Consider the following 26,983-nt stretch of genomic DNA (forward strand, 5'->3'; position numbering starts at 1 on the left):
TCTCCTATCAAATAAGCTATAACCCATTGATAAATAAAATATAAATCTTAAGTCCGACACCGATTCAATGTAGGAGCTGACTTGTCTGCGAAGACCATACGCTGCGGTCTTTCAGGCATACCGAGTCACGGCTTTCGCAGACAAGACTGCGCGTCCCGGTCTCTCCTACGCCCTCCGGGCAGAATCGAGCCCGTGTTTGCTGCGCGACAGCGCGGTGTCGACCTTTCTGCTTGAACTCGCGGATGGCTACCGACCAGCCGCGAGCCAGTACCATCAAGCCAGCAGCTTGCGCTCGCTTTTGCCGTACTTGATCGATTTTTCGTCCGGAATCATCAGGCCGGTCTGCTCATCGCGCCCCTGCAAGATAAAGCGGGCGTTCGGCTTGCCCAGCTGGTCGGCGGCCTGCTGGCTGTCGGCGCCGATTTCGCCTTTCTTCATGCGGTTGACGATCACCCCCACCGCCGTGTCGTTGAAGTCGCGCAGCATCCAGGCATCGCCGTCGCTGTCGCCGGCCACCAGCACCGGCCCGTAGCCCTTTTGTTTCACCAGCACGTTCTTGATGCCGACGGTCTTGCCCGGCCCGTAGTTGAAGTGCCAGCCCGGCAGATAGCGACTGGTGTACTTGCCGTCCTCCATCTCCATGCGCAGGCCGATCACGTTTTCAGGCGGCACACCGTAGCCGTAATTGGAATGGCCGGCGAACACGCGCACCACGTCGTCGATCGAGGCGGTGCTGACATACACATCGATGCCGTTGGCGCGCAGCGCGTGCATCAGGCCGCGGATCTCCTCATGAATGCGGATGCCATGGAAGTGGGTGTCCGCTACCACCCCTGCCTTGCCCGGCAACGTGCGTGAACTCTCGTACTTGACCTTGCGCAGCGCGTCGCCGATGGCGTAGTTGTTGGAGGCCTCGGCCATCGCCTGCAACTCGGCCGTGGTCATGTTCTTGTAGAAGTACAGAATCCACTTGTAGCCGATATCCACCGGGTAGCTGTCGCAGATCGCGTCGTACATGAAGTAGAGCTTGGCGAGAAAATCCTTGTACTGCTCGCTGGCCTGGATCTCCTCCAGGCTCTTATCGCCGGCGAGTCCCTTGTAGTTGGCATGCAACCAGCGGTAATCAGCTTCCACGTCGCTTGCGATGTCTTCCATGTTGACCGGCTTGCCGTCGACTGTGACGTAGTCCTTCATGAACGGGCCGTTTGGCACGTCCTGGCGCAGCACGGCGGCGAACTCATCGGGCGTCAGCTTGTACTGCAGATGGTTGATCTGATAGACCAGCAGCGCTTCTTCACAGTCGTTCATGATGCAGGTGTTGTCCCAGTCGAACACCGCGTACGGGCGCTGGTCAGGCCGGTAGGACGCGCTCTTGATGCCGTGCTGGTCGATCACCGCCTGTAGGCGCTCGACGTTGAGCGGCGACCAGCGCGCCGGGTCCAGATCGCTCGGCGTGGCGGGGGCCGTGGCGGCCTGCGTCATGCGGGAGGCCAACAACAATGGGCTTGTAACGGAAACGGCGGCAAGGGCGTTCAGAAACTGGCGACGCTGCATGGCATAGCTCCTACTACGGAAAGACAAGTCGCAACAGAGGCGACGGCGAGAGTGTGTTTCGAGATAAGGACGGTGGATGAACCCTCCGGCCACGAGGCTATCGCCAAATACACAAAAAAACAATATCACCACAATATTACACAATCGTGACGCGCAGGATGGCCCGCCCATGGTGATGGCGCCGCGCCAAACTTGACAGCGACCGACGGCCTTCCACAATGCGTGCTCGGACAGCGGCTCAAACAGCAGGAACACCCGTCATGTGGCAAGAAGAGCGTTACCAGCGGATCCGCACACTGCTATCGACCTTGCAGCGCGTCACCACCGACCACATCGTCACGGAACTGAATGTTTCGCGCGAGACCGTGCGGCGCGATCTGGTGGCTCTGGAAGAACTGGGGGAATTGAAGCGGATACACGGCGGCGCCATCCGCGTCGAGGACGAAGCGCCCATCGCCGAGCGGGCGCACAGCAACGTCAAGTTCAAGCGCGACATCGCACGCGCCGCGGTCAGCCTGCTGGCGCACGGACAGACCGTGTTTGTCGACGCCGGCACCACCACCGCCATCCTCGCCGAGGAACTGGCCAGGCTGGGCGGGCTAACCGTGATTACCAACTCGTTCAATGTGGCGTTGCAGTTGCGCAAACACTCTGCGCCGGGCAGCCAGCACAACGAGGTGATCGTGCTGGGCGGCTCGCTCGGCGACCGGGCGCCGGCCACGGTCGGCAGCACCACAGTGGCGGAAATCGGCCGCTATCGGGCCGACCTCGCGCTGCTGTCGCCGGTCGGCATCGACGCCCAGCGCGGCGCCAGCAACTACGACCACCGTGAAGCCGAAGTAGCGCGTGCCATGGCCGACCATGCCGAACGCGTGTTCATCCTGGCCGATTACAGCAAGATCGGTGTGGAGAGCCGCGTCGCCTTCTGCCCGCCAGAACGCATCGACCTGCTCATCACCAATCACAAGGCCAGTACCGAAGCGGCATTCACCGCACTGAACGCCAAGCTGAAGCGCATTGTCCTGGTGTAGTGGTGCCCTGCCCGCTCCGACGGGAATCGGGGCAGCGTGATGCCCAAGATGCGGCGGAATAGGAGCCGTATACTTGCCGAGTTCGCCGCCGAAACGCCAATAATTGAGTTAAACAATCGCGGGGAAGTATCTCCGGCCATTACCCCTTTCTGGCTGCACAAACCTGCGCACGCCCAGCGCGCTTTGCTTCATAAAGTTGTGTGTCCGCAGCCGCTAACAGCGCTTCAGAACCGAGCGTGTATGTGGGTACCAGGGTCGCGACGCCCACGGAGGCTGTGACAACGCGATCAACGTCCGATCCGAGATGTTCTATGCCCAACTCCCGGATGCGAGCCAGCATTGCCTCGGCCATCCAGACGGCGCCTTCAAGTTCCGTATTCGGCAAAATGCAGGCGAACTCCTCACCGCCATACCTCGCCACCCTGTCATATGGGCGTCTGAGCGTCTCAGAAAGCACTTTAGCCACCAACTTCAGGCAACTGTCCCCGCTTTGATGGCCATAGCGGTCGTTGTAACGCTTGAAGTAATCGATATCCAGCAAAATGAGGGACATTGGCGCCTTCTCTCTCAAGCATTGGCGCCAATTGGTCAGCAGATCGTCATCGAACTTGCGTCGATTGCAGACGCCTGTCAATCCATCCAGAAAAGCGCTCGCACGCAGCAGATCACCCTGCAACTTCAGGGTAAGGTGCGTTCGGACCCGGGCTCGTACGATAACGGAGTTAATGGGTTTCATAATAAAATCAACCGCGCCGAGCCCGAGCGCGAATACCTCATCTGCTTCTTGATTCTGCGAGGTGATGAAGATAATCGGAATCGTGCTCGTCGACGGATCAGCCTTGAGGCGGCGGCACACCTCATGTCCATCAATGTCGTCCATGACTACGTCCAGCAAGATCAGGTCCGGCAGCTCGGCTTGGCATACCTCGATTGCCTGCACGCCGTTGATAGCCATGAACACGTCACACTGAGCGGAAAAGAGCTCATGCAACACCAGAATATTGGTCGGCTGATCGTCAGCAATCAGAATTTTTGGACGTCGGTTTGTTTGAAGTAACCAACTTTCGAGAGTTTTCTCCACCGCTACGGTTGCTCCAGCATATCGCGTGCGCTGAGTGCCGCGGTCGCAAAGTCTAATGCCCTTAGCTGGTTGACGAACAGATCAAATCTGGCAGATCGTTCCAATTGCGTCCGGACAGATAACGCTTCCGCGGCCGCAATTGCCTTTAGGTTCGAAGCGTTTATCAGCGTCAATATTTCGTTTAAATGGAATCGCCATTCTGCCAAAGGCAGAGTATCTACAGCCGACGCAACCGGGCTATCAGGCTCTGCGAACGCGCTCATCAATTGCTGAACGCTAGCCTGCAGCAGTTGCCTCAGCTCAGCAGCGCGGTCATTGGCAAGAATACCTGCTGTCGTCGAAACATCGCCGTAGTTCAGCGCTTGCTCGAACAGAGCGGCTTTTCTTGAGAGCGCTATAGCGCCAATTGTTCCAGCACTTCCTTTGATTGCATGCAACACGTTGGCGGCGCCAGTGATGTTTTTCTTTGCTATTTGCTCGTCCAGGCTCACAAGTTGTTTTTCTGTCTCTGTACCGAAGATCTTCAGTACATTGCGTATCACGTTCAGATTCCCATCTAACCGCTCGATTATCGAGGCGCGCGCTTCAATCAGTTCATCATGGGCAGTGACTTGATCATTTGCGATGAAGACCGGGGCCACTTTTCCATCGATTTGTGCACGTAGCACCGAAACCAGCGACTCCAGGTCGATGGGTTTGCCTACATGCCCGTTCATGCCCGCCTGCAAACAGGCGTGCCGGTCGGCATCGGACGCATTTGCTGTAATCGCAATAATCGGAAGGGCCGCAAAGCGAGGGTATGCGCGAATTCTGCGGGTAGCTTCGTAGCCATCAATGTCTGGCATTTGAACATCCATCAGAACGGCATCGAACGGTTTTGTTGCCGTTATCACGCGTTTCACGCCTTCGAGACCGCCTTCGGCCAATTGGACATTCGCACCCTCTGCTCTGAGTAACTCCTCGACCACCTGACGGTTCAAGGCGTTATCTTCAACCACCAGCAAGCTGAGGCCCTTAAGGCGCCCTGATGGCTTCTGCCCAAGCGTTTGAGTCTCGGTCTGAGCGGCGCTGCCGTGCAAAGCTCGTAAAATCACCTCGGTCAGCTGCCTGGGCGTAACGGGCTTGGTGATAAACCCGGCAAAAGGCGCATCGCCCCTTTCATAGGCCTCGGCCAGTATTTCCCGCCCGTAAGCCGTGATCATGACGACGACGGGGGGAGGAATCCGTCCTTTCACCCCGCGAATCAACTTCGCCGCGTTCATTCCACTCAAGTCCGGCATTTGCCAATCCATCAAGACCGCGTCATAGCGTTCCCCCTCGTGGACGGCCTCGCTTATCCGACTCACGGCGTCAACGCCACAGCGTACGAGGTCAGCCTGCCAGCCTAGCGCAGCCACCGTTCGCATCAGCAACTCAGCAGCAATCGGGTTGTCATCGACCACCAACAGACGCATCGACCGATCAGCGCAAGGAGGGGCTTCCTCCGCAGGTGCCGACTTGTCCACATCAAGCAAAACTTCGAACCAAAATCGACTCCCCACATCAGGACTGCTTTCCACCTGCAGCTCCCCACCCATCAGGCTAACGAGGCGCTTACAGATGACCAGTCCGAGGCCCGAGCCGCCAAAGCGACGTGAGGTCGAGGCTTCGGCCTGATTAAAGCCCTCAAAGATGCGCTCTACTTGCCCGGCGCTAATCCCGATGCCGCTGTCCGTCACAGCGATCCGGACACGGACCGCAGAATCAGTACGCTCCAAGAGCTCAAGGCTCACTATCACCTGCCCTTTCAACGTGAATTTGAGGGCATTGCCGGCGAGATTGATCAACACCTGTTGCAATCGCAGGCTGTCGCCAATCAGGCCACGGGGCAAGGCTGGATCGAGGTCAAACAACACTTCGATCTCTTTCTGACCCTGATTGCCGGCCAATACGACACCGAGGTCTTGCATCACCGTTTCGAGGTCGAATGAATGCAGCTCCAGTTGTAGCTTGCCGGCCTCGATCTTTGAATAGTCGAGAATGTCATTGAGCAGACCGAGCAGCGATTTAGCAGCCGTTTGGGCCTTGCTCGCATAGTCCCGCTGACGCAAATTAAGAGGGGTGAGCTGCACGAGATGCAGCATCCCCAGCACCGCGTTCATTGGCGTTCGGATTTCATGGCTCATGTTTGCAAGAAACGATGATTTGGCAGCATTCGCCGCATCGGCTTGTTCCTTGGCATGACGCAGGCGCAATTCCATCTCATGCTGGGTTGTAACATCATGGTTGATTCCCGTCATCAGGACTGGCGTACCACTTGCATCGCGCTCGACTCGGACCCGCGTTTCCAAGTGACGTATCCGTCCGTCGGGAAGTACGACTCGGAACGATGGCAGGCCTTTTTCGCGATCATCTATAACGGCCTTGAGCGCAGTCATTAAGAGAGCGATGTCATCCAAATGCACCCGCGAGCGCCAATGCTCGAAGTTCAGGCCATTGTTGAGCAACGCCTGCGACTGCCCATAGATATCGAACATACGTTCATTCCAATGCAGCGTATCGTCGCAAAGGTTCCACGACCAAATGCCGAGTTCAGCTGTATCGGCCGCCAATAGCAGCTGGTCACGCGTGGCTGCAAGATCGCTGCGGGACTTTTTTTGCTCAGTAATATCGGTAATGACGCAAACGAAGCAACGTTCGTCCGCGACACCCATTGATCCCGTGGAAACTTGGACTGGAAAAACAGATCCATCCTTACGCAATCCGGCCAACTCCACCCCGCTGCCGGTTTCAGTGAAACTCTCCTGCGCGAACTGTGCGGTGTAATCGTTATAGACAATCAGGTGAGACTCTGGAACAAGCTCCCTTACACTCCGCCCGATTATCTCTTGCGGGCTATAGCCAAATTCCCTTTGGCCCGCACGGTTGAACGAGCGCACCTTGCCTTCGCCATCGACCGTGATAATTGGGTTGACCGCTGTGTCCAGGATAGCCCGCATCGTTTCCAGACTGGCAGCTAGTTCTTTCTTCGTATCGGTTTGCAGGGTAATTTGGCGAATGAGACGAAAACCGAATACTGCCAACACGCACACCAGTAAACCAATACCGGCGGCATGCCACAGCGTATCCGACCACCAGGCGGCCAGGTTTTCATCTCGCGACAGCGCTGCTGCGACGAACAGCGGATAGTCATGCAGATTTCGGAAACTATTAAGGCGAAGCACACCGTCCTGAGAAGACACAGTAGAAAATGTACCAGACGGCCCCTGTGTGGTGTGTGCATGGTAGAGCGCGGTGCCTAAAAGGCTTGCTCCGATGAAACGACTTTCGAATGGGCGCCGTACCGCCATTACTCCGTTGTCAAAAGCCAGTGCAACGGCACCTTCTCGCCCGATGTCGAGGCCATTATAAAATTGCGAGAAAAAATCGATGTCGATAGTGGCGGAGGCGACACCGGCAAAGGTGCCGTCCGGGTTGTCGATCCGACGCGACACCGGAATAACCCATTTCCCCGTAGCCCGACTCCGGAGCGGAGACGTTATATGGACTCCTCGATCCGAGTGATCTCGATGGAAAATGAAATATTCGCGATCTGCGTTGCTATAGCTCTTCAAAGGTCCAGGTAATGCATTGGTGATCAACACGCCATTGCGGTCGAACAAAAAGATGCCATTCAGTTGCGCAAGTTCAGCGAGCCGCGAGATGAAGGCCAGGTGTAGCCGCTCCAGTGCTGCCGGGGCGGTGCCATCGTGTTCGACGCGCTCAACAACTCCGCTCAGTACAGTGTCGGCTTCCTTGATCGTGTCGTTCGCGTGTTGAGACATTGCGCGCGCGAGATTCGAGGTGGCTGTCGTCATCTCGTTCAGTTGAACCGTGCGAGCGGCCAAACTAAGCCAAATGTCGGTGCCAACGAGAATCGCGCACATGATGAAAATGAACAGCGTCATTCGGGAAGTCAGCGAAAACCGGTGTGCCACGTTTGCGTTCCCGATAGGTGGGTCAATCATTGATTTAAACAGTATTAATCGTAGTAGTGCAGCAACTTTTTGTCGGGAGAAATCTTTCCAGCTGTCCCAGGCACCCTGCGGACCTTCGCAACATCTCCCTACGACCGCTACTCGCCGGGCAACTTTTAGCACACGACAACATCAATCAACCATAACGTTGACAGCCGCTATTGCAATCAACATAATCCCTATCATCAAGCGCAGAGGGTCTACGCCTCGTGGCCGCCAGTCCCTGCTGACAAGCGCCCGATGCAGTACGTGGAGGAGAGATATTCCAAAACCGTCACTACGAATGAAATCATTTAGCTGTTTCTGTACGGGTTGATCACCGGCCGGTCTGAACGACCCACCAGCAACTGGACCTTAAAAAATAAAAAACGCCGTAGCGGTCTCTTGGGAATCTTTTGTTTTCTCGAGGTGCCGCCATGACAAGCCCTGCCCACGTTGAGTGTATTGCCATGCAATTAAACAGCAGCGAAGAAATCATCCAGGACATTCACGATGGAAAAATGGTCGTGTTGATTGATGACGAGGACCGCGAAAACGAGGGTGACCTTGTCATGGCAGCCAAATGTGTGATTCATGAGCACATTAATTTTATGGCCAGGCATGCACGAGGCTTGATTTGCATGCCGATCAGTCAGTCCAAGAGCGAGCGATTGGGCCTAGGCCTCATGGTCAAGCACAACGGGTCGAGTCACGGAACCAAATTCACCAATTCGATCGAAGCCGCGAGTGGTGTTACCACCGGAATCTCGGCTGCAGACCGGGCACATACCATTCAAATAGCGGCCCAGTCACATGCGCTACCGAGCGATCTCGTCCAGCCAGGGCATATCTTCCCGCTGATAGCCGAATCCGGCGGCGTACTTGTGCGTGCAGGACACACGGAAGCTGCCTGTGATCTTGCTCGTCTCGCCGGCTTCGAAGAAAGCGCAGTCATTTGTGAAATCATGAATGACGATGGCAGCATGGCGCGTCGACCAGAGCTTGAAATCTTCGCCAAAAACCATGATTTGAAGATTGGCACCATCGCCGATCTCATTCACTTCAGAGTGGTCAACGAAAGCACCGTTGATGATATGGGCATGCGTGTCGTCAACACCGACGACGGCGAGTTCTCACTCCATACCTTTCGTGATCGCATAAATGGAAATGTTCATTTTGCTTTAGTGCGTGGGCAGATTTCCAAGGACCAACCGGTACTGACGCGAGTTCAGCAAGGGCTCTCGGCGCGCGACCTGTTGGGTATTCAAGCTAACGGCAGCAGCGGCTGGAACATCAATCGCTGCCTTAAACGCATCGCAGAAGAAGGGGTTGGCGTGCTGGTTTTGCTCGCTGCGTCGGAATCGGCGGACGATTTGCTACAAAGCCTGGGTAATGCGGACACTAAGGTACAGCAACGAAAAGTCCCCAATCACCACAACTCCCTGATGATTGGGGTGGGCTCGCAAATCCTGCGTTTACTGGGACTTGGCAAAATGCGACTGATGGGCAGTCCACGTAAATATCATGCCATTTCAGGTTTTAACCTCGAAGTTTTTGACTATGTAAGCCCGTCAGGAACCTCAACACCTTATGCCCTCGCTACCGCCTGACTGAATCATCAATCTTTAGAGATTTAGACGCACGTTTACCTGACCGTAAAAAATCGACGGGTCGAAAATCATGCCTAAAGTAAATGTAGTGCTCCGCCAGGAGGACCTCGACGCTCTTAATCTTGCCGAGAAGATTGTCGTCATTATCAATGTTCTTTCCACCACCTCTTTGATTGCACAACAGCTGGCCAACGGCGCGAGCGAGGTTTACCTGCTTCGCCCGCATCAACTACCCGGGCCCTGGGTAGACAGTGCCGAAACGTCGAACTTAATACCAGGCGGGGCTTGCGGCACTGCCTTGCGCAAGTCCTCTGAAGCACGTCATGTCTATACCGCAGCGCTTGTGAACGCCCCGGCTGTCGTCCGGCGCATCGCTGCAGGACAAGACTCGTCGATCGTGCTGGTATGCGCCGGAAGTGATGGACAAACAAACCTGCTGGACATATTCACCGCTGGTTTTATCTGCAGTGAACTGTCCGCGCTGACACCCTACCGGTGGCAATGGTCGGACAGCGCAATCGTTGCACAATCTGTTCATAACCAATTCCGCAACTCTGCGTGGGAATGCTTGTTGTCGAGCCAGACGGGAAGGACATTGAATGACGCTCAAGCGCTGACGTCGGCAAGGATGTTTACACAGGTAGGCACCCTCGATGTCGTTCCAACATTAGTTGGCAACTGCCTGAGGGGATAGCCGCCATTTTCCAACGTACCTGACCACTGACAGTCAGACCCAGTCGTCGATAACGAGGCCTCCACGGCCTCGCATCTAGATCCGGACGCTCTTCACACCGATACATTCCTGCGTGGCTTTTCCATCTCGACGGCCACTTGTTTTTCTTCCGGCTCAGCTATTTCATCAGGCGCTGACAGGCCCTTGATCGGCTTTAGTAAGAAGGTCGCCAGGCTGGGGACCACCACTAGCGCGCCGATCATGTTCCACAAAAACATAAATGCCAGCAGAACGCCCATGTCGGCCTGGAACTTGATGGGTGACCAGATCCACGTAGCGACCGCGACGCAAAGAGTCACGCCGATCAAAGCAACAACCTTGCCCGTGAACAACAACGCTCGCTGGTAGGACTCGCGTACCGAGTGCCCCTGTCGTATGTGCGACAGGTAGACGGTCAGAAGATAGAGCGAATAGTCGATACCGATCCCGACGCCCAGGGCGATGACAGGTAACGTCGCAACTTTCACGCCGATACCCATCATCACCATAAGCGCCTCAGCCAGCACCGAGGTGACCGCCAACGGAATGACAGCCACCAATACGGCTCGCCAACTGCGGAAGGTAATGAGACACAACAGGATAACAACGGCGTAAACCAGGCCGAGCATCTGATAGTTAGCTTTTGCGACCGTTTGATTGGTCGCGGCCTCGATGCCTGCGTTGCCAGCAGCCAGCAGAAACTGTCGTTGATCGGTGTTGTGCTTCGCGGCGAAGGTTTTAACCAAATCCACCACGCTGGCAAGCGTTTGTGCTTTGTGATCAGTCAAAAAGGCGATGATCGGCGCGACATTGCGTGAGTCGTTGACCATTTCAGGGCTGGCTGCCGTCACGTTATTGATTGATTCGTTGACCACCGATGGATCGCGGTTAAGGGTGATCCACTTCGGCGAGCCTTCAAATCCGGCTGAAGTCAAAGGCCTGCCAAGACTGGCAATCGAACTGGTGGTCTGAACGCCGGGCAACTCTCGGAGCTGCTGCTCGAGGCGGTCTATTTCTACAACATCTTCAAAGTTGTCCAGGCGCCCTTTCGGACTGGTGACAATGACCGCGAACTGATCGCTGGAGAGTTCATAGTGACGGGTGATGTAACCGTTGTCCTGGTTGTATTCAGAATCGGCTCGCAATTCAGGCGCGCCGGCATCGAGATCGCCGATTTTCAACTGGTGAGCCAACAGCATGCCGCCGACGGTCAATACAGCCGTGCCAAGCAAAACCAAACGCGCCACTCGTGGCTCGGTGAACTTGAGCAACAACCCAACCACCGGATGCTCACCCTGCTTGCGCCCGACCGCACGGGCGGCAGCCTTCGGACTGACGCCCGTGTAGGACAGCAGAATGGGCAAGAGCAGCAAATTAGTCAGGGTCAATACCGCCACGCCAATACTGGCTTGAAGTGCCAGGTCGCGGATGGCGGGAATATCGATAATCGACAACACCGCAAACCCCACCGCATCGGCCATCAAGGCCGTTACACCCGCGAGAAACAATCGGCGGAAGGTATAGCGTGCGGCGACATAGCGGTGCGTACCACGGCCGACATCGAGCATGATGCCGTTCATTTTTTGTGCCCCGTGGGACACCCCGATAGCAAAGATCATAAACGGCACAAGCATTGAAAAGGGATCAAGAACGAACCCCAGCATTTGCATGATTCCCAACTGCCAGATCACTGCCACCAACGAGCAGGAGATGACAAGCGCGCTGCTGCGAATACAGCGGGTATAGCAATAGATAATCGCGGATACCAGCAAGGCTGCAATCAGGAAATACCCCATTACCTGCATCAGACCATGAATTAAATCACCGGCCAGTTTGGCAAAGCCGATGATATAGACCTTGACACCCTTGGCTTCGAATTCGTGCTTTAACGACTCCAGCTGGGTGCGCAAAGCTTTATAGTCGAGTGGTTCGCCTGTTGCACCATCACGTTCGAGAAGAGGAATGAAGACCATGCTTGAACGCTGATCATTGGCGACCAGTGATCCGATGATGCCTGACCGATAAATATTTTGGCGCAGGCCGCTCAAACTGTCGGCAGAACCGTTATACGTCTCCGGCATGACCGGCCCACCATCAAAACCCTGTTCTGTAATTTCTGTCCAACGCACCACTGGCATCCACAGAGATTTCATGAATGATCGATCGACACCGGGAATCAGAAACAGCTTGTCATTGATATCGCGCAATGTATCGATGTAATGGGCATCGTAAATGTCGCCTGTGGGGTTTTCGACCACCAACCGCAAAGAGTTTCCCAAGCCACGCAGCGAAGCCGCATTGTCCTTGTAGTTTTTTATGTACTCGTGAGACTGCGGCATCATCTTGTCGAAGCTTGCATTGACCTCTAGGCGAACGGCAGAAAAAATCAGACCGACCGTCAAAACGAGACTTACTACCGTAATGATCAAGCGGTTATTGAAAATCAAGCGCTCGAATTGACTACCGGAAAGCGAATCAAAATCTTCCGCCTTGCGGATCACCGGCATCGAACCACTTTGAACGCTGGAGACTGACATCGTCGACTTACCTGTTTTTAGAGTTATACGTAATCAATGAGGCACCGTTGCGTCATGCGCTATGCCGCCCAAGCCTGTTGTGATGACTGACTGATCATCGTTGGATACGATTGACGTGAGGCGCATATAGTTATCGGGCGTGACCAGCGTGAAGGACCGGCCCTGTTTATTAGCCAACACTAATTGCCCGTCACTGTTAACAAGGGTGAAATCACCGTTGTTGTCGACGACGCCCGCAGTGAGCGTGGATTGCGAAGGGTTTTTTACCGGCTGCCAGTGTTGCCCAGCGTCCTGGCTACGGTAAATAGTGCCTCGCAATCCAAAAGCCAGGAGGACGTTATCGTTGCCAATCACTCCGAAAAAACTGCCTGCGTAACCCGTCTGAAACTGTTCGAAACGCTCCTTGGCCGGATTGAGCTTGAACACATAGCCTTGCTCAGCGGCGATATAAATATTCCCGTTGACGCCACGTATACTATTCAAGTGCGCCCCGTTAGGGTTGTCGATGCGATCGAACCAAGGCACCCAGGTTTTACCGCCATCGGTCGTTGCCGCCAGATTACCGAACGACCCCACGACAAAACCTTCCAATTCGTTTTCGAACCATACATCCAGATAAGGAAGAGCAGGCCCTGAACGATAATTCAGATCTACCGTCTGTAAGGCATTGGCGGCCGACATGTCACCGGTGTCCGCCAACTTTTTGTAATAGTCCCTGGCCGATGCCTCGGCCAGGCGGCCATCCGATTGTTTGATCCAGGTTTCACCGCCATCAGCGCTGTGCAGAATGATGCCGTCGTGACCCACCGCCCAGCCCTGGGTCGGCGAGGGAAACTGCACCGCAAGCAAATCGCTCTGCACCGGTACTTTTGCTTGCTTCCAGCTTTCGCCTCGATCATCGGAATAGATGATCAATCCTCGAAGCCCGACTGCAATCAGGCGGCTACCCGCATGAGTGATGCCGATCAGCGGACGCTGAGAAGGATTCGATTGAACGATCGCAGGCGTTCCCAGAGGGTCATCGAACGCCCATGCTTGTCCAACAAAAATGGTTAAAAACCATAGCAACAACAGGACAGCGGATCGTTTACACGGTCTTGCATTGATACCGCGCCAATCATTCATGGTGCTCGCACTCCTGGAAAAGAAGCAGCGACATAAGGTCTCTGCTTCTTTTTTCTTTAGTTATCTGACGCTGCCGGCGAGCGATGCCGGCGTCAGCTTGATCTGAAGACCATCGGTGCTGGTGTAGCTGCGATTGAAATAGCCTTCATCGGCCGCACCAAAGTTCATGATGAAATAATTACCTTTCAGCAAGTCGTTAAAACCAACGCTCATGTTATTGATGCCACCTGTGTCATAGGTGGGGAACGTGTAAATGGCACCTACACGCCACAGATTGCCTGCGTCATCGTAAGAATCATTGGCCACCACACAATTACAATCTTCTTCAACGAAAAAGCGGCGCTCTTTGTAAGCATGGCGTGCGCCCGCCTTACGATCGGCCTCAACCACCCACACACGGTGCTTCTCAAAGCGCACCGCGACAGGATTAAGGTGATGCTTACCCAGCGCGTCCTTGGCCTGCATATCCTGAGTCAGCGGGAAGGAGTTATAGGGAATGATCATTTCCTTCTTGCCAATCAGCTTGAAGTCGAAACGGTCCATCCTCCCGACAAACCCCGTCAACTCATCCCAGAACAAGGCTCCGCCATAAGCGGCGATAGGCAAGTCGTAGGCGAAGTCGGGAGCCGTACGCACTCGACGCTGGCCTGGGGTGTAGAACCACACGCGCTGGCCGCCGTTATCAGCCGTTGGTAAATAGAAGTTTAAAAAGAATGTTCCCGCCGCTGACGGAGGTGAAATCAAGTTGGACGACACCCCATACGTAGCGTCGTAAGTCTTTTTGCGTAATTCACCGCTTTGTTCCGACCAAGGCCGGGTGAACATCTGATGCGTAGAAGGGATGTCGGTCACGCTACCGTTACTGTCAACCAGGAACGCCTTGTTCTGCTGGTGCAGGACAGCCGGACCCACCACCATTTTGTGGTTCCACATGACTTCATAGCCGTTCTTTGGAATGGGGAAAGGAATGCCCTGAAATGGCAGCCCATCCGCAGCCCCCCCTTTGAGGCTATCGCCTGTTTCCTGTCCGGTCATTTCCGCCGTGGTCGCATTTTTCTTTGTGTTTTCAACCATCCAGTCAGGAATTCGCATGGTGCGATGGGTGGGAAAAACATCCATGCGATAAGTATCAGGGTATTTCTTCAACAACGCCTTGCTGCCCTCAGTCAACACGGCATCGTATTGCGCCATGTTTTTTGAAGTAATTGAATACAGCGGCTTTTCATCCTTGTAGGGATCAATATAGGTTTTGTTCTTTTCACGATCATAACCCGGGACAGATTTAAGCCCGCCGGTATAGGCCGGGATCGAGCCATCCGCGTTGGCACCGGCTTCAGCGCCGAAAGCGGTCAAGGTAGTCCCCAGCGCTTTTGCTTCTTCGGGTGTTACTTTTGCAAACACGCTGGGGCACACACACGCCAAAATAAACGTACCCGCCAGCAGATTACCAAGGACTTTGCGATTAGACATTTTCGTCACCTTCTTTATTATTAGAACGAGGTTTTGTACGACAACGAAATCCAGCCTTTATCATCCAGTGCGTAAGGGCCATTGCCGCCTACATAACCTGTTTCGCCATTAGGTCCAATGGCACCGGTGCCCAGGTGACTCCAGTAATAGTCTTGGTACTGCAACGTCACCTGGTGAACTTGCTTATAGTTGGCACGAATACCCACCGAGTAAACGAGCGAGTCCTTCGCATAAAATGAGCCCGCGGCATACGCCGGGTTGCCATCGACACCATACGTCGCCGAGATCGGCAAACTCAGGTCAATCGACGGTAATACCTGGAGCCACTGTGGCTCGAACAAGAAAGCGACTGCCACAGCATCTTTAGTTGCACAGCCCTGTGCGACCCCGCCACCGTTACATGCCGAATAGCCCTTACCCATAAACAATTCCTTGTTTTTGGTCACGCTATCGAGATGGGTGTAGCTGACTTCCGCAAGAAGAATGCCCGCGTCCCACAACGGGGTGGTGCCCAATTGTGTCAAGCTGTTGGCAATCACGTTGACGATGTCGCCGCGAGCGCCTTCCCTGTATGGCTGCGCGGGGCCAAGACCGAAACCAGGAAGGGTAAACGAACTGGCCAGAGCGGTATTCTTGCGGTAGTTTGCTTCCAGACCAAAACTGGTATTGCCTACGGTGGTTTCGTACGACAAACCATAAAGCTTTACGTTTTCACCATAGGAAAGATGAACGTCTCCGCCGACACCAGGCTGCCCTTCGGCAAGTGCCCAAGGCTGGGTTTCATCCAGACGCCGATAGTAAAACCCGATCGTACCGTGCGCCCATTCAGGGGTCCACGCCGCTTTGACGCCGAAGTTGTTATTGATATTCTTCAGGTCATGACTTTCGCCCGCTGAAAACCCCGGACCAAACTCAAACGCCGATGTATTAGGGCCTTTATAAAGCAAATCCGAGGGCGCCAGGTAAGTACCCCCTTCCGGGTAGCGGTTTTCGGCATTTTCCAGAAAGTACTGCCCACTCACGGTTAAAGTCGGCGTTAACTCTGCGACGAGGTTGGCCTGCGCCCGCGGCAAGAACAGCTCCTTGACCTCAGAGCCTGGCTGTGTGAAGCCTTTGATATAGTCAACGGCGTGTTGCCCATATGAAATGCTGCTGAAACCAAAGAACAGCGCGTTGCCCCACTGCTGGGTAAAGCGACCCAATTTGGCATAGACCGGAACATCGCTCACTTGGAAGTTTTTGAATACAAACGCATCCAGCAGTTCTGCACCACGCAGATGGTATTTTTTGGTGTAGGCCGAGTACCGATCGTCGGTGTATCCGACACCGTAGCCAGGTGCAGGGTTAGTTTCAACTTTGTCATCATAGGCAAAGTCTTTCCAGGCCGAGCCCGATAGGCGAAAGCCCATTCTGTCCTGGTAAACAGCCTGAAATTCCAGGAGCGTTTGCAGACGATTGGTGACCATGTCGCCGCGATCGAACTTGTAATCACTTTGCGCGTTAGGAATGGAGTTACCTATGTTGTTATCGCGCCCTGACGCGCGCCACCCCATCGTGTACTGCAACGTCGTATCGAAGTTCACTCTCCAATCGCTGTCGCCAGGGTCAAAGGTGTAAGCCTGAACCTGCGTGGCAAAACACCCCGAGGTAGCAATCAAGGCGATTGCGGTAGTGAGTTTCTTCGGTCTGGCGGTGATGTTTTCTTTAATTTTTGTTTTCATCATTCCTCTCCAATGGCGCATAGGCAGTAGGGTGTTGCGGGCAGATGGCGCCTCCGGATGTTCGTCACTCGTCGCTGAATTCTGACGATGACGGTCAACACTCACACCGCTGACCGTTTCCGTAATTTTCGGGCTGAGACCGAACAGCCGGAGAGCAGACTCCGACCCTTACATAATTAACGTTAACGTTAATGTTGACTAGCGGAATGAAGTCACTCAACTTGATCTGTCGGTTGACGCCCGTATCACTTGATTCGCTTACTGATATAACGTCGGAACAGGCCGCTTAGCCGCTTCAACCACTACACATTTAGAAAGAGCGCGAAGCAAGCGCTCACCCTTTGCGTCTCGTCCCACCTACGCGGGTTCAGGACGGCAACTTGATCTTCGGCGCTACTTCTTTCGCAATCAGCTCCAGTGAATTGAACCAAGGTGATGGATCATCAAAATAATCGTGGGACTCGACCTGCATCGTCCCCCAGCCACCCGCGGCCTCAAACAAGGTGTTGATCTTGTCAGCAACGGTATCGGGAGAACCCACGACAAACACGTTATCAACCAACCACTCGAGATTCACATCCGCCGGGTTCGCTCCCTTGTCTTTGATAAAGCCATCCATCATCCCGAAACGCCACCATATCGGTATCAGATACCGCTCGAAGCAATAGCCAATCGGCCCCTCCATCACCAAGCGCTTCGCTTCTTTATCGGTATCGGCTACGAATACCGTTTGAGACACGGCATGATTGGCCCGATGGGGGGTGTACCCGGCCTTGTATGCCGCTTCGGAATACATATCCCAATGGCTTTTCAGCGCATCGAGGCCTGAATAAATAGACACCGGCTTAAATCCGCGCTCACCCGCAAGGCGCATTGACGGTGAATTGAAACTGAAACCGGTCACGGCGATATCAGGCTTTCCACCCCACGGGCTGAAGTCAGCCAACATATGTTGTTGGTCCTCAACGTTGTCGGCATGAGCTTCTTCCGGATAGCCAGCGTTCCAATATTTTCCCTCATGGAAAAACGGCTCACGCTTCCAGATTTTCTCCATGATATCCAGTGATTCGCGAACCATATCGTTCAGAAACTTTGTGTCCTCGCCACCTCTGATGCCATGAATATACGAGGATTGAGGATAGGCGCCGGCACCGATACCGAGGAAATAGCGACCTTCCAGAATCTGCGACAACCATCCGATCATGATGGCCAGTTTTGCAGGATGCTGATGCGGGAGGATATGCGCCATGGGGGCGAATTTGATCCTGCTTGTTTGTAGTGCAGCAGCCGCGATGATCAGCTCCGGGTTGGGAATATTTTCCCAACGTTGCGAGGCATGCTCGGAAATCATCATTGAGCTAAAACCTGCTTTATCAGCTGCTATAGCGCTCTGCACACCCCAATCGAATGTTTGCCGAGCGGTGCGCTCCGGCTTCATATATGGATGGAAAATAAGACCGGTTTCCATAGGCATGGTGTTTCTCTCCTCTCTCTTCTTATCGCTATTCTTAAGGTAAAACAGTCATACAGGAATGCGTATATCGCTGACGGTTGCCGCGCAAAAAACGCGACTCACAATGAATATCCTATACAAATATTGCCAAGTCAACAGCAACGTTGAACAACTCAAAAAACCTCATCGGCAGGCCCTGATGGCTCAGGAAAAAGCGATGATTGGTCGCTTCCATGCCGAGCGCAAGCACGAGGAATCCTGGTCGACTTTCTCAAATCAACATAGACGTTGAACAAACCTGAACGAGCAGTCGGCTACGCTGCCGAAACATCGCGGACTCTCTGTCTGAGCGCCTGCTTGTTGACCTTGGTGGCAGACATTGGCCAGCTTCCGGGCTCTACGAAATAGACTGCTCGAGGCACCTTGTAATTGGCTATCTGTCCTTTGCAGAACGCGATCAACTCTTCTGACGTCGCGGTGCACCCAGGCTGCAGTTCGACAAACGCCACCGGCACTTCATCCAGGCGCGGATCGGATCGGCCCACCACCTCCGCGTGCTTCACCGCTGAATGACTGCAGAGAAAAGCCTCCACCTCGATTGCTGCGACGTTCTCGCCGCCGACCTTAAGCATGTCCTTGAGCCGGCCATTGAATACCAGCCCGCCCTCCTCGTTAAACCGGTAAAGATCGCCCGTGTGCAGCCAACCTTGTCCGTCGATGGCCTGAGCGGTTTTTTCTTCATCACGGTAATACCCGGACATAACGCAATAACCCCGCACCAGGATCTCCCCTACCTTGCCCGGCAACACATCGTTGCCGGTGGAGGGGTCGACGATGCGCACCTCGATGCCGTCTGCTGGCTTGCCATGGCTGTTGGCACGCTGGGCAAGTGATTCGTCGGGAGAACTCAACGCGAAGATTCCAGCGGTTTCAGTCATCCCACAGGCCTGGATAGTCTCAGCCTGTGGCAACAATCTCTGCACTCGCTCTACCAAGGTTGGAGCCGTAATAAGAATGACGGTGCGCAGCATCTGCAATTGCTTGGGGTCGAACGAAGGATGGTCCAGCAAGGCCTGAACAACCGCTGGAAACCACGGCCAGATTGTCGTGACATGCTCGTCCATCATCATTTTGAGCGCGCGCCCCGGCTCAAAAAACGCATCAGTCAGATAAGTGCCAGCGGCGCCAATGGTGCCGATGAAGGGAGCAAGCGATCCGATATGAAACAAAGGCCCCCCACCCCATACGACGTTCCCCTCGCTCGCCGCAAACCGGGTGCGCGCACGCTCCACAGAACCTCGGGTAATGGCTTCGTGAGTCAACATGCAGCCTTTGGGATTGGCGGTAGTACCCGAGGTGTAGACCGTCAGCGCGATGTCACAGATGCGCACTCGCCTGCGTAAGTCATTCACATGTCCAGGCGACACATTTTCGATCAGCGTATCGAACTGATCACGACCCACGAACCCGGGTCGGTCGGTGCCACGCAACAACACCGCACAACGGAGATCCGGAGCCTCGGGCAAAGACAAACACGTGGCGTCGGGCGCTGTCGCCAGAGAAGGAAGTGCCGCACAAAAGAGCTCGGTGAAATCGACATACTCTTGGGCGTCGGCCGTAGTCAGTATTGCAGTCAGGCGGGCATTGCGGATGATAAAGCCGATTTCAGCGGCCTTATGGCGAGCATTCAACGGTACAGCAACGCAGCCGAGCATCGTCGTGGCGAAAAAACCTTCGGCGAATTCTATGCTGTTGGTCGACATCAGCCCGACGTTATCACCCGGCTTGATTCCCAGTGCCAAAAGCCCCTGAGCCGTTCTCACCGCCCCCTGCATCAGCTGCGCGTAGGTGCATCGGTGGCCAGGTAAAACCAACGCGGACCTGTTTGGGTGGAGATGGGCTGCACGCACCAATAAATCCCCGATCGGGGACACCTCACACCAGCCGTTGAAAAGCTCCATTGCTCTCTCCCCTTTCGAAGTCACCCCGCGTGTCGAGCTTGCGAGGTTTTCCGATTTTTTGTTTTATGAAGGTTGAAAAACAGGCACCGCTTGTTTTATTGACAAAGCACTATGCATAAAACGTCATCTAATAGACATGGAAACCGCGCCCACTTTTTCGGCCCAGATACCCGGCAGCGACCATCTCCTTGAGCAAAGGGGAAGGCCGATACTTGGAGTCATTGAACCCGTGATAAAACGCTTCGAGCACAGCCAGCAGGGTGTCGAGACCAATCAGGTCAGCCAGGGCCAACGGGCCTAATGGCTGATTGCAGCCTAGTTGCATGCCGGTATCGATATCTTGTGCCGACGCCACTCCTTCCTGCAGAACAAAAATAGCCTCATTGATCATGGGGCACAAAATACGATTTACCGCAAAGCCAGGGCTGTTTTCCGCTGAAATGGCGACCTTGCCTATACGCTCGGCAAAAACCAGTATCTGGGCATAAGTCTCTGCGGAAGTCTGCAGCCCTTTGACGACTTCGAGCAAGGTCATGACCGGGACAGGATTGAAAAAATGCAGGCCAATGAAACGAGCTGGCTGGCGCATCACTGCCGCCAGCTCCGTGATCGACAGCGACGAGGTATTACTGGCAACCAGGCAGTCGGCGCTGATGTGCATATCGATCTGCTTGAGGATACGAAGCTTCAAGCCGAGATTTTCGGTTGCCGCTTCGATAACCAGATCGACAGCTCCGAGCGCCTGATAGTCCAGACTGGTACTGATTCTGCCAAGGATCTGCTGTTTACCGGACTCATCGATCAAGCCTTTCTTTATCTGGCGGTCCAGGCTGGAGCAAATACTCATTTTGGCGCCCGACAGAGCGTCTTCGGATACATCCACCAGAACCACCGACAAGCCCGCTGCAGCACTGACCTGGGCAATGCCGCAGCCCATGATACCGGCGCCAATGATGCCAACCGTGTTGATTGCCATGAGTCAGAGTCCACGCCAGACGGGTTTACGCTTTTCAACAAAGGCGTTACGTCCTTCCAGACGGTCTTCGCTGAATGCGTAAGCCTCAATCGGTTCGTAACGCGTGCTCAACGCCGTTTCCAATGACGACTCAAGCCCTTGCCAAGCCGCAACCTTGGCCGCCTGATTAGCCAACGGAGAGGCCAGAACGATTTTCTCGGCCCAACGCGCCGCCGCAGATTGCAGCTCCTCGAACGGGACCACTTCATTGATCAACCCGTGCTGAAGCGCTTCGCCAGCTGGCATACGCTCACCCGTGAGGATCATTGCCATCGCGACACGCGGTGGAAGTTGACGCATGGTCCGATGAAGAACACCACACTCGCCAATAATTCCAGCCTTGGTTTCCGGTACAGCAAAGAGCGCTGATTGCGCCGCGACAATAATATCCGCACACAACGCCAACTCAAAACCGCCCCCCAGGACATAGCCCTGAACAGCCGCGATCAGTGGTTTATTCAGCTTCACTAGCGGCCCGCCGACACCGGTCAGCCCCCCGCCAAGTGCCATGCGCGAAGGCCTCTCGGCACCGCCACTGACATCAGCTCCCACGCAAAAGGCTTTTTCACCTTCAGCGGAAAGTACTGCCACCCATATTTCAGGATCCCGGTTGATCTCGTTCCAGGCGTCGTTCAGCGCCTGGTCCATCTCGCTGTTGATTGCGTTTAGCGACTTGGGGCGGTTGAGCCGAACATGGGCAACATGCCCCTCACAAAAAAATTCGATATCTGACATGAGTGCTTCTCTATAGATGGGGGTCAAGCGCGTCCGATCGGATTCGCTTCTTTAACGTGGAAATCTTTCGATCCGGCGTTGCATAAAACCCGCTTTTTGAAGCGCCATTCGCCATCGACTTTTACCACCTCATCGCGATATTGCCCCCAGACATGGCTGTCTGGGCGTTCGCGGCTGTAGCGGTGCCACGCATACACAATCGAACGCACGCGGGCAGAGGTTTCGTCGATGAATTCGATTTTGATATTCGAGACATGATGGCTGGTGCCAACAAAGTAGGTACCGATGCCTTCCAGCGTTTTGGCATAGGCCTGCCGCCCTACCGCACCGAAATTGGGGGCGTAGCTGACTTCGCAATCGTCGATGAACAGCTCGCACAGCGCCTGGGGATGATTCATGTCCAGGTGAAAGGCATAGTCGTAAATCAAAGTCTTGATGTCATCGGCCGCCCGGAGGCGGCGCACTTCAGCGTAGATCTCTTGCACATCAACAGGCTCGTTCATCATTCAGGCTCTTGTAGTCAACACTAGAGTTGATGATAGGATCAGTCAACACCAGCGTCAACAGCCAGACAGCCTGTTTTCAACAAACGAGTTGATTGCCCTTCAACAAATCAACATCTGCGTTGACATATCGAAAACGAGATCGCATGCTTGTTTTCACAAGCCGCTTTCCCAGGAGAACAATAATGAAATTCAACTTGATGCAGACCGGCGTTATTGGCCGCCGCTATGAGATAGAAGCAGGCATGGCCGGACAGCGCCCCGAGCTTTACCAGCGATTCCTTTCAGAAGTGAAGGATTACGTTCGCCTTGCGGACGACCTTGGCTTTGCCGGCTATTGCCAGCCGGAACATCACCTGCAGATCGAAGGGTTCGAGATTAACAATCACCCTGGCATGTTCAGCCTGTTTGTCGGCATGCACTCGAAACGTCTCAAAGCGGGAATCATGGGCTACACGCTGCCTACTCATAACCCGGTGCGTATCGCCGAAGAAATAGCCACCCTCGATCACATGTTGCAGGGCCGCCTATTCGTCGGTTTTACCCGCGGTTATCACGCTCGTTGGGTGGATTCCTACGCCGCCATTCGAGGTGTCTCGGCCACCACCGTCGACATGGTCAAGTCCAAGGACGCCATGGACGAGCTCAACCGCGAGATTTTCGAAGAGTCGCTGCAAATCATTAAAAAAGCCTGGACTAACGACGTGTTCAGCCACAAGGGCAAGCACTGGGAGTTCCCGCCTAATGGCGGCTCTGCCGGTCATCCTGCGTATGCCGAATTCGGTAAAGGTATGGACAAGGATGGCATTGTTCGTCAGATCGGGATTGCGCCTCTGTGCTATCAAAAGCCACACCCGCGCATTTACGGAGGTTTTGCCGGCAGCATGAAAACTGTCGACTTCTGGGCCCGCGAAGGCGGCAAACCCATTGTGCTGTCGGGCGATCTGGACTTCTGTGAAGCACTCTGGAAACGCTACGCAGAAAGCGCCAAGCAAGCGGGCAACGAAGTTGCACGCGAAGAAGTCGCTGCCTGGGGCGGCTTCTTGATGTTGACCAATGACAAAGCCAAGGCTCGTGATCTGATGGCCGAGCACCAATGGTTTTGGGACAAGTGGTTCATTCCGTTTGGTCAGCGCATGCCCAACGTCCTGATCGGTTCAGCAGATGAAATTGCAGATCGCATCGGCGAAGCCCATGACCGATTAGGTTTCAACGAATTGTTCCTTATGTTCGGACAGGGTCACCTCAACCCTGACCAGAATAACGAGGAGCTTGAAAAATTCGCGAGTCTGGTGGCCCCCCGCTTCGCGACCAAGGGCGCGGACGGAATACTTGCCTGAGTCTTCGTTCTTTACCCGGCGCCTGACCGGCGCCCGGGCCTTTACACATTTTGCCGTTTCGAGGATCAGCCATGACAACGAATACACAACATGAACCCAGTGAACAAATGGACCCGAAGCGTTTTCGCCAGGTACTTGGCCAATACCCCACCGGGGTCTGTGTGATTACCGCGATCCAGGAAGACAAGGAACCTGCCGCCATGGTTGTCGGCTCCTTCACCTCGGTCTCACTGGATCCGCCACTGGTAGCCTTCCTGCCCGACCGCACCTCTTCAAGTTGGCCCAAGATCCAGGGCGCGGGTAAATTCTGCGTGAACATCCTGGGTGCTGACCAAGAGGACGTTTGCCGACGCCTGGCTTCCAAGGCTGCGGACAAATTCATCGGGACCCTTTATCGACTTTCCCCGCTGGGCTCTCCGATCATTGAGCAGAGCGTCGCCTGGATAGATTGCGATCTGCAAGCGATTCACGAGGCGGGCGATCACTACATTGTCATCGGCCGGGTCCACGACTTGCAGATCGAACAGGGCGGCCTGCCGCTGGTTTTTTTCCAAGGCAGCTACGGGCAGTTTTCTCCATTGGGGCTCGCGACGGTGCAAGAGCGCAGCGCAACCCGCGTCTAAGGCGAAACCTGGCAATTCATGGTTGAGGTATTGAAATGTCCGATGAGCAAGAGGCTCGTGCATCCTTGAGTATTAGCGGCGTGATCGCAACGATCACGCTGACCAGGCCGACTGCCTATAACGCGATCGACATCGATATGGCCCTCAGGTTGAAACATCTGGCACTGGAGGTTGAATCGCGCGAAGACATTCGGGTCCTGGTGATAGGCGGCGCAGGCAAGTCATTTTGCGCAGGCGGTGATCTGGATTTCTTCGTGCGTCATGTCGATGATCTCGCACCGCCCATTACACAACTGCTCAGCGACTTGAATGCTTTTCTGCTGGTGCTGCACAGGATGCCAAAACTTGTACTGACCAGTGTTCAGGGGGTGGCCGCAGGCGCAGGATTCTCGCTGGCATTCATGGGGGATTTTTGTGTCGCTGCCGATAACGCGAGACTGCGCCCGGCCTATATTCAAATCGGTTTGTCACCCGATGCTGGCGGTACCGCCGGTGTGGTTCGGGCCGTGGGTCCAAGGCGAGCCATGCAGTTGTTCCTTGGCGAACAAGAGATCGGTGCACAACAAGCGATGCAGTGGGGTCTGGTCGCCAAAGTAGTGCCGACCCTGGAACTGGAGCAGCAGACCCGCGCCTTTGCCCTGCATCTTGCACAGTGGGAACCCACAGCAGCGGTCGCAACCAAACGGCTGATAGGGCAATCAGCCAACACAGGGTTGCAAGCTCAGCTCGGGGAGGAGTTAAAGGCAGTGGTCGATTGCATGAAAGTGGAAACTTTCAGAAGCCGGCTGCAGCACCTGCGGCAAAAGCGCAAGGGTTGATCAATGAACCACCGGCTCGCTGCGAGCCGGTCAGGGGTGGGGGTACGAGCCGCCTCAGACGCGCATGCCATCGAAGAAAATCCGTGAAAAAGTGCGTGCGATCTCTGCTGCGCCATATTTGCCGTCTGGCTTGTGCCACCGATGAGTCCAGTTGAGCATGCCGAATATGGCATTCGCCGCGAGCACAGGCACGATGTCGTCGCGCAGCAATCCTTTGGCGATCCCCTGTGTAATCAAACTCATCGCTGCTTTCTCGAAACGATGGGTTTGCTGTGCCATGTCCTGGGCCCAATTACTCCCCTCTTCCGCGACAATATGCATTTGCTCTTGAATGTAGACGTACATGTACGGGTAGCATTCGTCGTAGGACGTCATCAGCAGCTCGATGAGCTTCTCGAGCTTCTGGACGGGGTCGAGCGAGCGCATCCGCAGCAAACTCTCGACTTCGGCAATATTCTTGTCGACCGAACTTTTTATGACTTCCTTGAAGAACTCATCTTTGCTACCGATGTAGTAGTAGACGCTCGCACGGTCCAGATTTGCGCTTTTGGCAATGTCGTTCAGTGTGGTGGCTTTATAGCCTTTGTCCTTGAACAACATGGCGGCCACTCGCACCAACTCGTCGCGCTTGAGCTTGTATTCGACGCTGCCGTCGGCCAAGGCAGCCTTGCGACGGCGAGAAATGTTACTTGTATCGCCCATAAAACCAGTTGCTCCTGTGGTGTGACCCATCGCAGTGACGAGGTGACTTGTTATTTCGGTGCGCCACTATCTGGCACATGGCGATTATTTTAGCACCGATGGCTCAGCCTCTTCAGCGTGGCATTCAAGGTACGTCTACTGATCCGAACGCTGTGTCGTGGTCAGCGGCGTCGTGGGTTCCACTCGATAATGCTGCATGGCCTGTTTAAGTCCGACCTCCTGAATCCATTGTTTGAGTTCAAGCACCGGGACAGAGAAGTGCAGCAAGGTATCCATTTCAGCCACGCCGGCACTTGCAGCGCGAAAGCCCATCGCATCGGCTGCCCGATTGATCGACAGCTTTTTGATCCGCAAAACCTCCGGCGCGATCATTGCAATCCGACCCGCCAGGTCCTCGACAACAGCAATCAAATCGCTTGCCGGCACGCAATGATTGGCCCAGCCCCATTCCACCGCGGTGGGACCATCAATGCTATTACCCGGTACAAATGCGAACTCCTTGGCCCGCTTCGGCCCTACCAATGGCACCCAAAGTGGCGCGATATAGCCACCGCCGATAGGCACCGTCGGCTCACTGATGCGCGCATTATCAGCAACGATGGTGATATCCGCATAAACACACATTTGTGTTGCGCCGGCAGCGCAGTAACCATGCACTGCAGCAATGATAGGTTTAGGATGGTCCCACATAGCCAGAAAGCGGTTCAGGTTGCGCTGTAAGCGCTCTCGGTCGCTGACGGCATCCTTGGCACTGGTGAGCTTGCCGACTTGATTCAGATCATAGCCGGAGGAAAACCCGCGACCTTCCCCTCGAATGGCGATCACCGGACCACCAATGGTCTCAAGTAAACGCAGGGCATCGGAAAACTCGTCAAGTAACTCGTTGGACAACGCATTGGCCTTGTCGGGCCGATTCAGAATCAGCCAGGTCAGTGGACCTTTTTGCTCTAATCGAATAGTCCGGTAATCAGGAAATTTTACGTCAGTCGGTTCAGTCATTTCTGTTTCTCATCCATGC

The 26,983-nt window shown here is 54.7% G+C and carries 20 protein-coding genes; 6 read left to right on the forward strand and 14 right to left on the reverse strand.

The genetic code is table 11. From position 1 onward, the window contains the following. Nucleotides 1–273: 273 nt before the first annotated feature. Nucleotides 274–1,554, reverse strand: coding sequence for a haloacid dehalogenase-like hydrolase (locus AC1MEE_RS13510; RefSeq protein ID WP_480415824.1), 1,281 nt, complete (start codon nucleotides 1,552–1,554; stop codon nucleotides 274–276). A 260-nt stretch (nucleotides 1,555–1,814) separates the two neighbouring features. Here AC1MEE_RS13510 and AC1MEE_RS13515 point away from each other — a divergent pair, with 260 nt between their 5' ends. Next, nucleotides 1,815–2,585: a DeoR/GlpR family DNA-binding transcription regulator gene (locus AC1MEE_RS13515; RefSeq protein ID WP_480415825.1), complete on the forward strand. Its 771-nt coding sequence runs from the start codon at nucleotides 1,815–1,817 to the stop codon at nucleotides 2,583–2,585. 139 nt (nucleotides 2,586–2,724) lie between these two features. On the opposite strand, the gene AC1MEE_RS13520 is transcribed toward AC1MEE_RS13515, so the two are convergent. Both AC1MEE_RS13520 and AC1MEE_RS13525 read right to left on the reverse strand, forming a co-directional pair. Continuing rightward, nucleotides 2,725–3,666: a diguanylate cyclase gene (locus tag AC1MEE_RS13520; protein WP_480415826.1), complete on the reverse strand. Its 942-nt coding sequence runs from the start codon at nucleotides 3,664–3,666 to the stop codon at nucleotides 2,725–2,727. Nucleotides 3,667–3,668: 2 nt separating this feature from the next. Further along, nucleotides 3,669–7,592, reverse strand: a complete 3,924-nt coding sequence (locus tag AC1MEE_RS13525) for a response regulator (protein WP_480415827.1) — start codon at nucleotides 7,590–7,592, stop codon at nucleotides 3,669–3,671. A 518-nt stretch (nucleotides 7,593–8,110) separates the two neighbouring features. On the opposite strand from AC1MEE_RS13525, the gene ribBA reads away from it, so the two are divergent. Both ribBA and AC1MEE_RS13535 read left to right on the forward strand, forming a co-directional pair. Further along, on the forward strand, nucleotides 8,111–9,250 hold the full coding sequence (gene ribBA / locus AC1MEE_RS13530; RefSeq protein WP_480416229.1) for a bifunctional 3,4-dihydroxy-2-butanone-4-phosphate synthase/GTP cyclohydrolase II: 1,140 nt from the start codon (nucleotides 8,111–8,113) through the stop codon (nucleotides 9,248–9,250). Between the two features lie 70 nt (nucleotides 9,251–9,320). Further along, on the forward strand, nucleotides 9,321–9,944 hold the full coding sequence (locus AC1MEE_RS13535; protein WP_480415828.1) for a 2-phosphosulfolactate phosphatase: 624 nt from the start codon (nucleotides 9,321–9,323) through the stop codon (nucleotides 9,942–9,944). A 92-nt stretch (nucleotides 9,945–10,036) separates the two neighbouring features. On the opposite strand, the gene AC1MEE_RS13540 is transcribed toward AC1MEE_RS13535, so the two are convergent. The 9 genes from AC1MEE_RS13540 to AC1MEE_RS13580 all read right to left on the reverse strand — a co-directional run bounded on the left by AC1MEE_RS13540 (nucleotide 10,037) and on the right by AC1MEE_RS13580 (nucleotide 22,485). After that, on the reverse strand, nucleotides 10,037–12,469 hold the full coding sequence (locus tag AC1MEE_RS13540) for an efflux RND transporter permease subunit (RefSeq protein ID WP_480415829.1): 2,433 nt from the start codon (nucleotides 12,467–12,469) through the stop codon (nucleotides 10,037–10,039). 63 nt (nucleotides 12,470–12,532) lie between these two features. Beyond that, a complete protein-coding gene (locus AC1MEE_RS13545; RefSeq protein WP_480415830.1) occupies nucleotides 12,533–13,624 on the reverse strand; it encodes a WD40/YVTN/BNR-like repeat-containing protein in 1,092 nt (363 codons plus the stop codon). 60 nt (nucleotides 13,625–13,684) lie between these two features. Beyond that, nucleotides 13,685–15,094: a DUF1329 domain-containing protein gene (locus AC1MEE_RS13550; protein ID WP_480415831.1), complete on the reverse strand. Its 1,410-nt coding sequence runs from the start codon at nucleotides 15,092–15,094 to the stop codon at nucleotides 13,685–13,687. A 20-nt stretch (nucleotides 15,095–15,114) separates the two neighbouring features. Then, nucleotides 15,115–16,815 carry a DUF1302 domain-containing protein gene (locus AC1MEE_RS13555; RefSeq protein WP_480415832.1) on the reverse strand — a complete coding sequence of 567 codons (1,701 nt, stop codon included), beginning with the start codon at nucleotides 16,813–16,815 and terminating at the stop codon, nucleotides 15,115–15,117. Between the two features lie 367 nt (nucleotides 16,816–17,182). Beyond that, nucleotides 17,183–18,289 (reverse strand): LLM class flavin-dependent oxidoreductase, encoded by a 1,107-nt coding sequence (locus AC1MEE_RS13560; protein ID WP_480415833.1) that lies wholly within the window; start codon nucleotides 18,287–18,289, stop codon nucleotides 17,183–17,185. Nucleotides 18,290–18,582: 293 nt separating this feature from the next. After that, the gene (locus AC1MEE_RS13565; RefSeq protein ID WP_480415834.1) at nucleotides 18,583–20,229 is read right to left on the reverse strand and encodes a class I adenylate-forming enzyme family protein; all 1,647 of its coding nucleotides are present in this window, start codon (nucleotides 20,227–20,229) and stop codon (nucleotides 18,583–18,585) included. A 127-nt stretch (nucleotides 20,230–20,356) separates the two neighbouring features. Then, nucleotides 20,357–21,205 carry a 3-hydroxybutyryl-CoA dehydrogenase gene (locus tag AC1MEE_RS13570; RefSeq protein WP_480415835.1) on the reverse strand — a complete coding sequence of 283 codons (849 nt, stop codon included), beginning with the start codon at nucleotides 21,203–21,205 and terminating at the stop codon, nucleotides 20,357–20,359. Between the two features lie 3 nt (nucleotides 21,206–21,208). Continuing rightward, a complete protein-coding gene (locus AC1MEE_RS13575; RefSeq protein ID WP_480415836.1) occupies nucleotides 21,209–21,979 on the reverse strand; it encodes an enoyl-CoA hydratase-related protein in 771 nt (256 codons plus the stop codon). A 23-nt stretch (nucleotides 21,980–22,002) separates the two neighbouring features. Then, nucleotides 22,003–22,485, reverse strand: a complete 483-nt coding sequence (locus tag AC1MEE_RS13580; protein WP_480415837.1) for a nuclear transport factor 2 family protein — start codon at nucleotides 22,483–22,485, stop codon at nucleotides 22,003–22,005. Nucleotides 22,486–22,667: 182 nt separating this feature from the next. On the opposite strand from AC1MEE_RS13580, the gene AC1MEE_RS13585 reads away from it, so the two are divergent. The 3 genes from AC1MEE_RS13585 to AC1MEE_RS13595 all read left to right on the forward strand — a co-directional run bounded on the left by AC1MEE_RS13585 (nucleotide 22,668) and on the right by AC1MEE_RS13595 (nucleotide 25,263). Beyond that, entirely contained in the window at nucleotides 22,668–23,822 is a 1,155-nt protein-coding gene (locus AC1MEE_RS13585) for an LLM class flavin-dependent oxidoreductase (protein ID WP_480415838.1), read from the forward strand. Nucleotides 23,823–23,893: 71 nt separating this feature from the next. Further along, nucleotides 23,894–24,445 carry a flavin reductase family protein gene (locus tag AC1MEE_RS13590; protein ID WP_480415839.1) on the forward strand — a complete coding sequence of 184 codons (552 nt, stop codon included), beginning with the start codon at nucleotides 23,894–23,896 and terminating at the stop codon, nucleotides 24,443–24,445. 35 nt (nucleotides 24,446–24,480) lie between these two features. Next, on the forward strand, nucleotides 24,481–25,263 hold the full coding sequence (locus AC1MEE_RS13595) for an enoyl-CoA hydratase/isomerase family protein (protein ID WP_480415840.1): 783 nt from the start codon (nucleotides 24,481–24,483) through the stop codon (nucleotides 25,261–25,263). A gap of 54 nt (nucleotides 25,264–25,317) precedes the next feature. On the opposite strand, the gene AC1MEE_RS13600 is transcribed toward AC1MEE_RS13595, so the two are convergent. Together AC1MEE_RS13600 and AC1MEE_RS13605 are read right to left on the reverse strand one after the other, a co-directional pair. Beyond that, nucleotides 25,318–25,965 carry a TetR/AcrR family transcriptional regulator gene (locus AC1MEE_RS13600; RefSeq protein WP_480415841.1) on the reverse strand — a complete coding sequence of 216 codons (648 nt, stop codon included), beginning with the start codon at nucleotides 25,963–25,965 and terminating at the stop codon, nucleotides 25,318–25,320. A 135-nt stretch (nucleotides 25,966–26,100) separates the two neighbouring features. Then, nucleotides 26,101–26,964, reverse strand: a complete 864-nt coding sequence (locus AC1MEE_RS13605) for an enoyl-CoA hydratase/isomerase family protein (RefSeq protein ID WP_480415842.1) — start codon at nucleotides 26,962–26,964, stop codon at nucleotides 26,101–26,103. Between the last annotated feature and the right edge of the window lie 19 nt (nucleotides 26,965–26,983).

It is taken from the genome of Pseudomonas sp. ASL3, assembly GCF_056680425.1.

Bases quoted from the DNA above. Each gene is read 5' to 3' on its own strand.
- AC1MEE_RS13585 (WP_480415838.1), top strand. From the start codon at position 22,668: ATGAAATTCAACTTGATGCAGACCGGCGTTATTGGCCGCCGCTATGAG.
- AC1MEE_RS13540 (WP_480415829.1), bottom strand. From the start codon at position 12,469: ATGCCGGTGATCCGCAAGGCGGAAGATTTTGATTCGCTTTCCGGTAGT.
- AC1MEE_RS13570 (WP_480415835.1), bottom strand. From the start codon at position 21,205: ATGGCAATCAACACGGTTGGCATCATTGGCGCCGGTATCATGGGCTGC.
- AC1MEE_RS13545 (WP_480415830.1), bottom strand. From the start codon at position 13,624: ATGAATGATTGGCGCGGTATCAATGCAAGACCGTGTAAACGATCCGCT.
- AC1MEE_RS13510 (WP_480415824.1), bottom strand. From the start codon at position 1,554: ATGCAGCGTCGCCAGTTTCTGAACGCCCTTGCCGCCGTTTCCGTTACA.
- ribBA (WP_480416229.1), top strand. From the start codon at position 8,111: ATGCAATTAAACAGCAGCGAAGAAATCATCCAGGACATTCACGATGGA.
- AC1MEE_RS13580 (WP_480415837.1), bottom strand. From the start codon at position 22,485: ATGATGAACGAGCCTGTTGATGTGCAAGAGATCTACGCTGAAGTGCGC.
- AC1MEE_RS13595 (WP_480415840.1), top strand. From the start codon at position 24,481: ATGTCCGATGAGCAAGAGGCTCGTGCATCCTTGAGTATTAGCGGCGTG.
- AC1MEE_RS13515 (WP_480415825.1), top strand. From the start codon at position 1,815: ATGTGGCAAGAAGAGCGTTACCAGCGGATCCGCACACTGCTATCGACC.
- AC1MEE_RS13565 (WP_480415834.1), bottom strand. From the start codon at position 20,229: ATGGAGCTTTTCAACGGCTGGTGTGAGGTGTCCCCGATCGGGGATTTA.
- AC1MEE_RS13560 (WP_480415833.1), bottom strand. From the start codon at position 18,289: ATGCCTATGGAAACCGGTCTTATTTTCCATCCATATATGAAGCCGGAG.
- AC1MEE_RS13600 (WP_480415841.1), bottom strand. From the start codon at position 25,965: ATGGGCGATACAAGTAACATTTCTCGCCGTCGCAAGGCTGCCTTGGCC.
- AC1MEE_RS13575 (WP_480415836.1), bottom strand. From the start codon at position 21,979: ATGTCAGATATCGAATTTTTTTGTGAGGGGCATGTTGCCCATGTTCGG.
- AC1MEE_RS13590 (WP_480415839.1), top strand. From the start codon at position 23,894: ATGACAACGAATACACAACATGAACCCAGTGAACAAATGGACCCGAAG.
- AC1MEE_RS13550 (WP_480415831.1), bottom strand. From the start codon at position 15,094: ATGTCTAATCGCAAAGTCCTTGGTAATCTGCTGGCGGGTACGTTTATT.
- AC1MEE_RS13535 (WP_480415828.1), top strand. From the start codon at position 9,321: ATGCCTAAAGTAAATGTAGTGCTCCGCCAGGAGGACCTCGACGCTCTT.
- AC1MEE_RS13525 (WP_480415827.1), bottom strand. From the start codon at position 7,592: ATGACGCTGTTCATTTTCATCATGTGCGCGATTCTCGTTGGCACCGAC.
- AC1MEE_RS13555 (WP_480415832.1), bottom strand. From the start codon at position 16,815: ATGAAAACAAAAATTAAAGAAAACATCACCGCCAGACCGAAGAAACTC.
- AC1MEE_RS13605 (WP_480415842.1), bottom strand. From the start codon at position 26,964: ATGACTGAACCGACTGACGTAAAATTTCCTGATTACCGGACTATTCGA.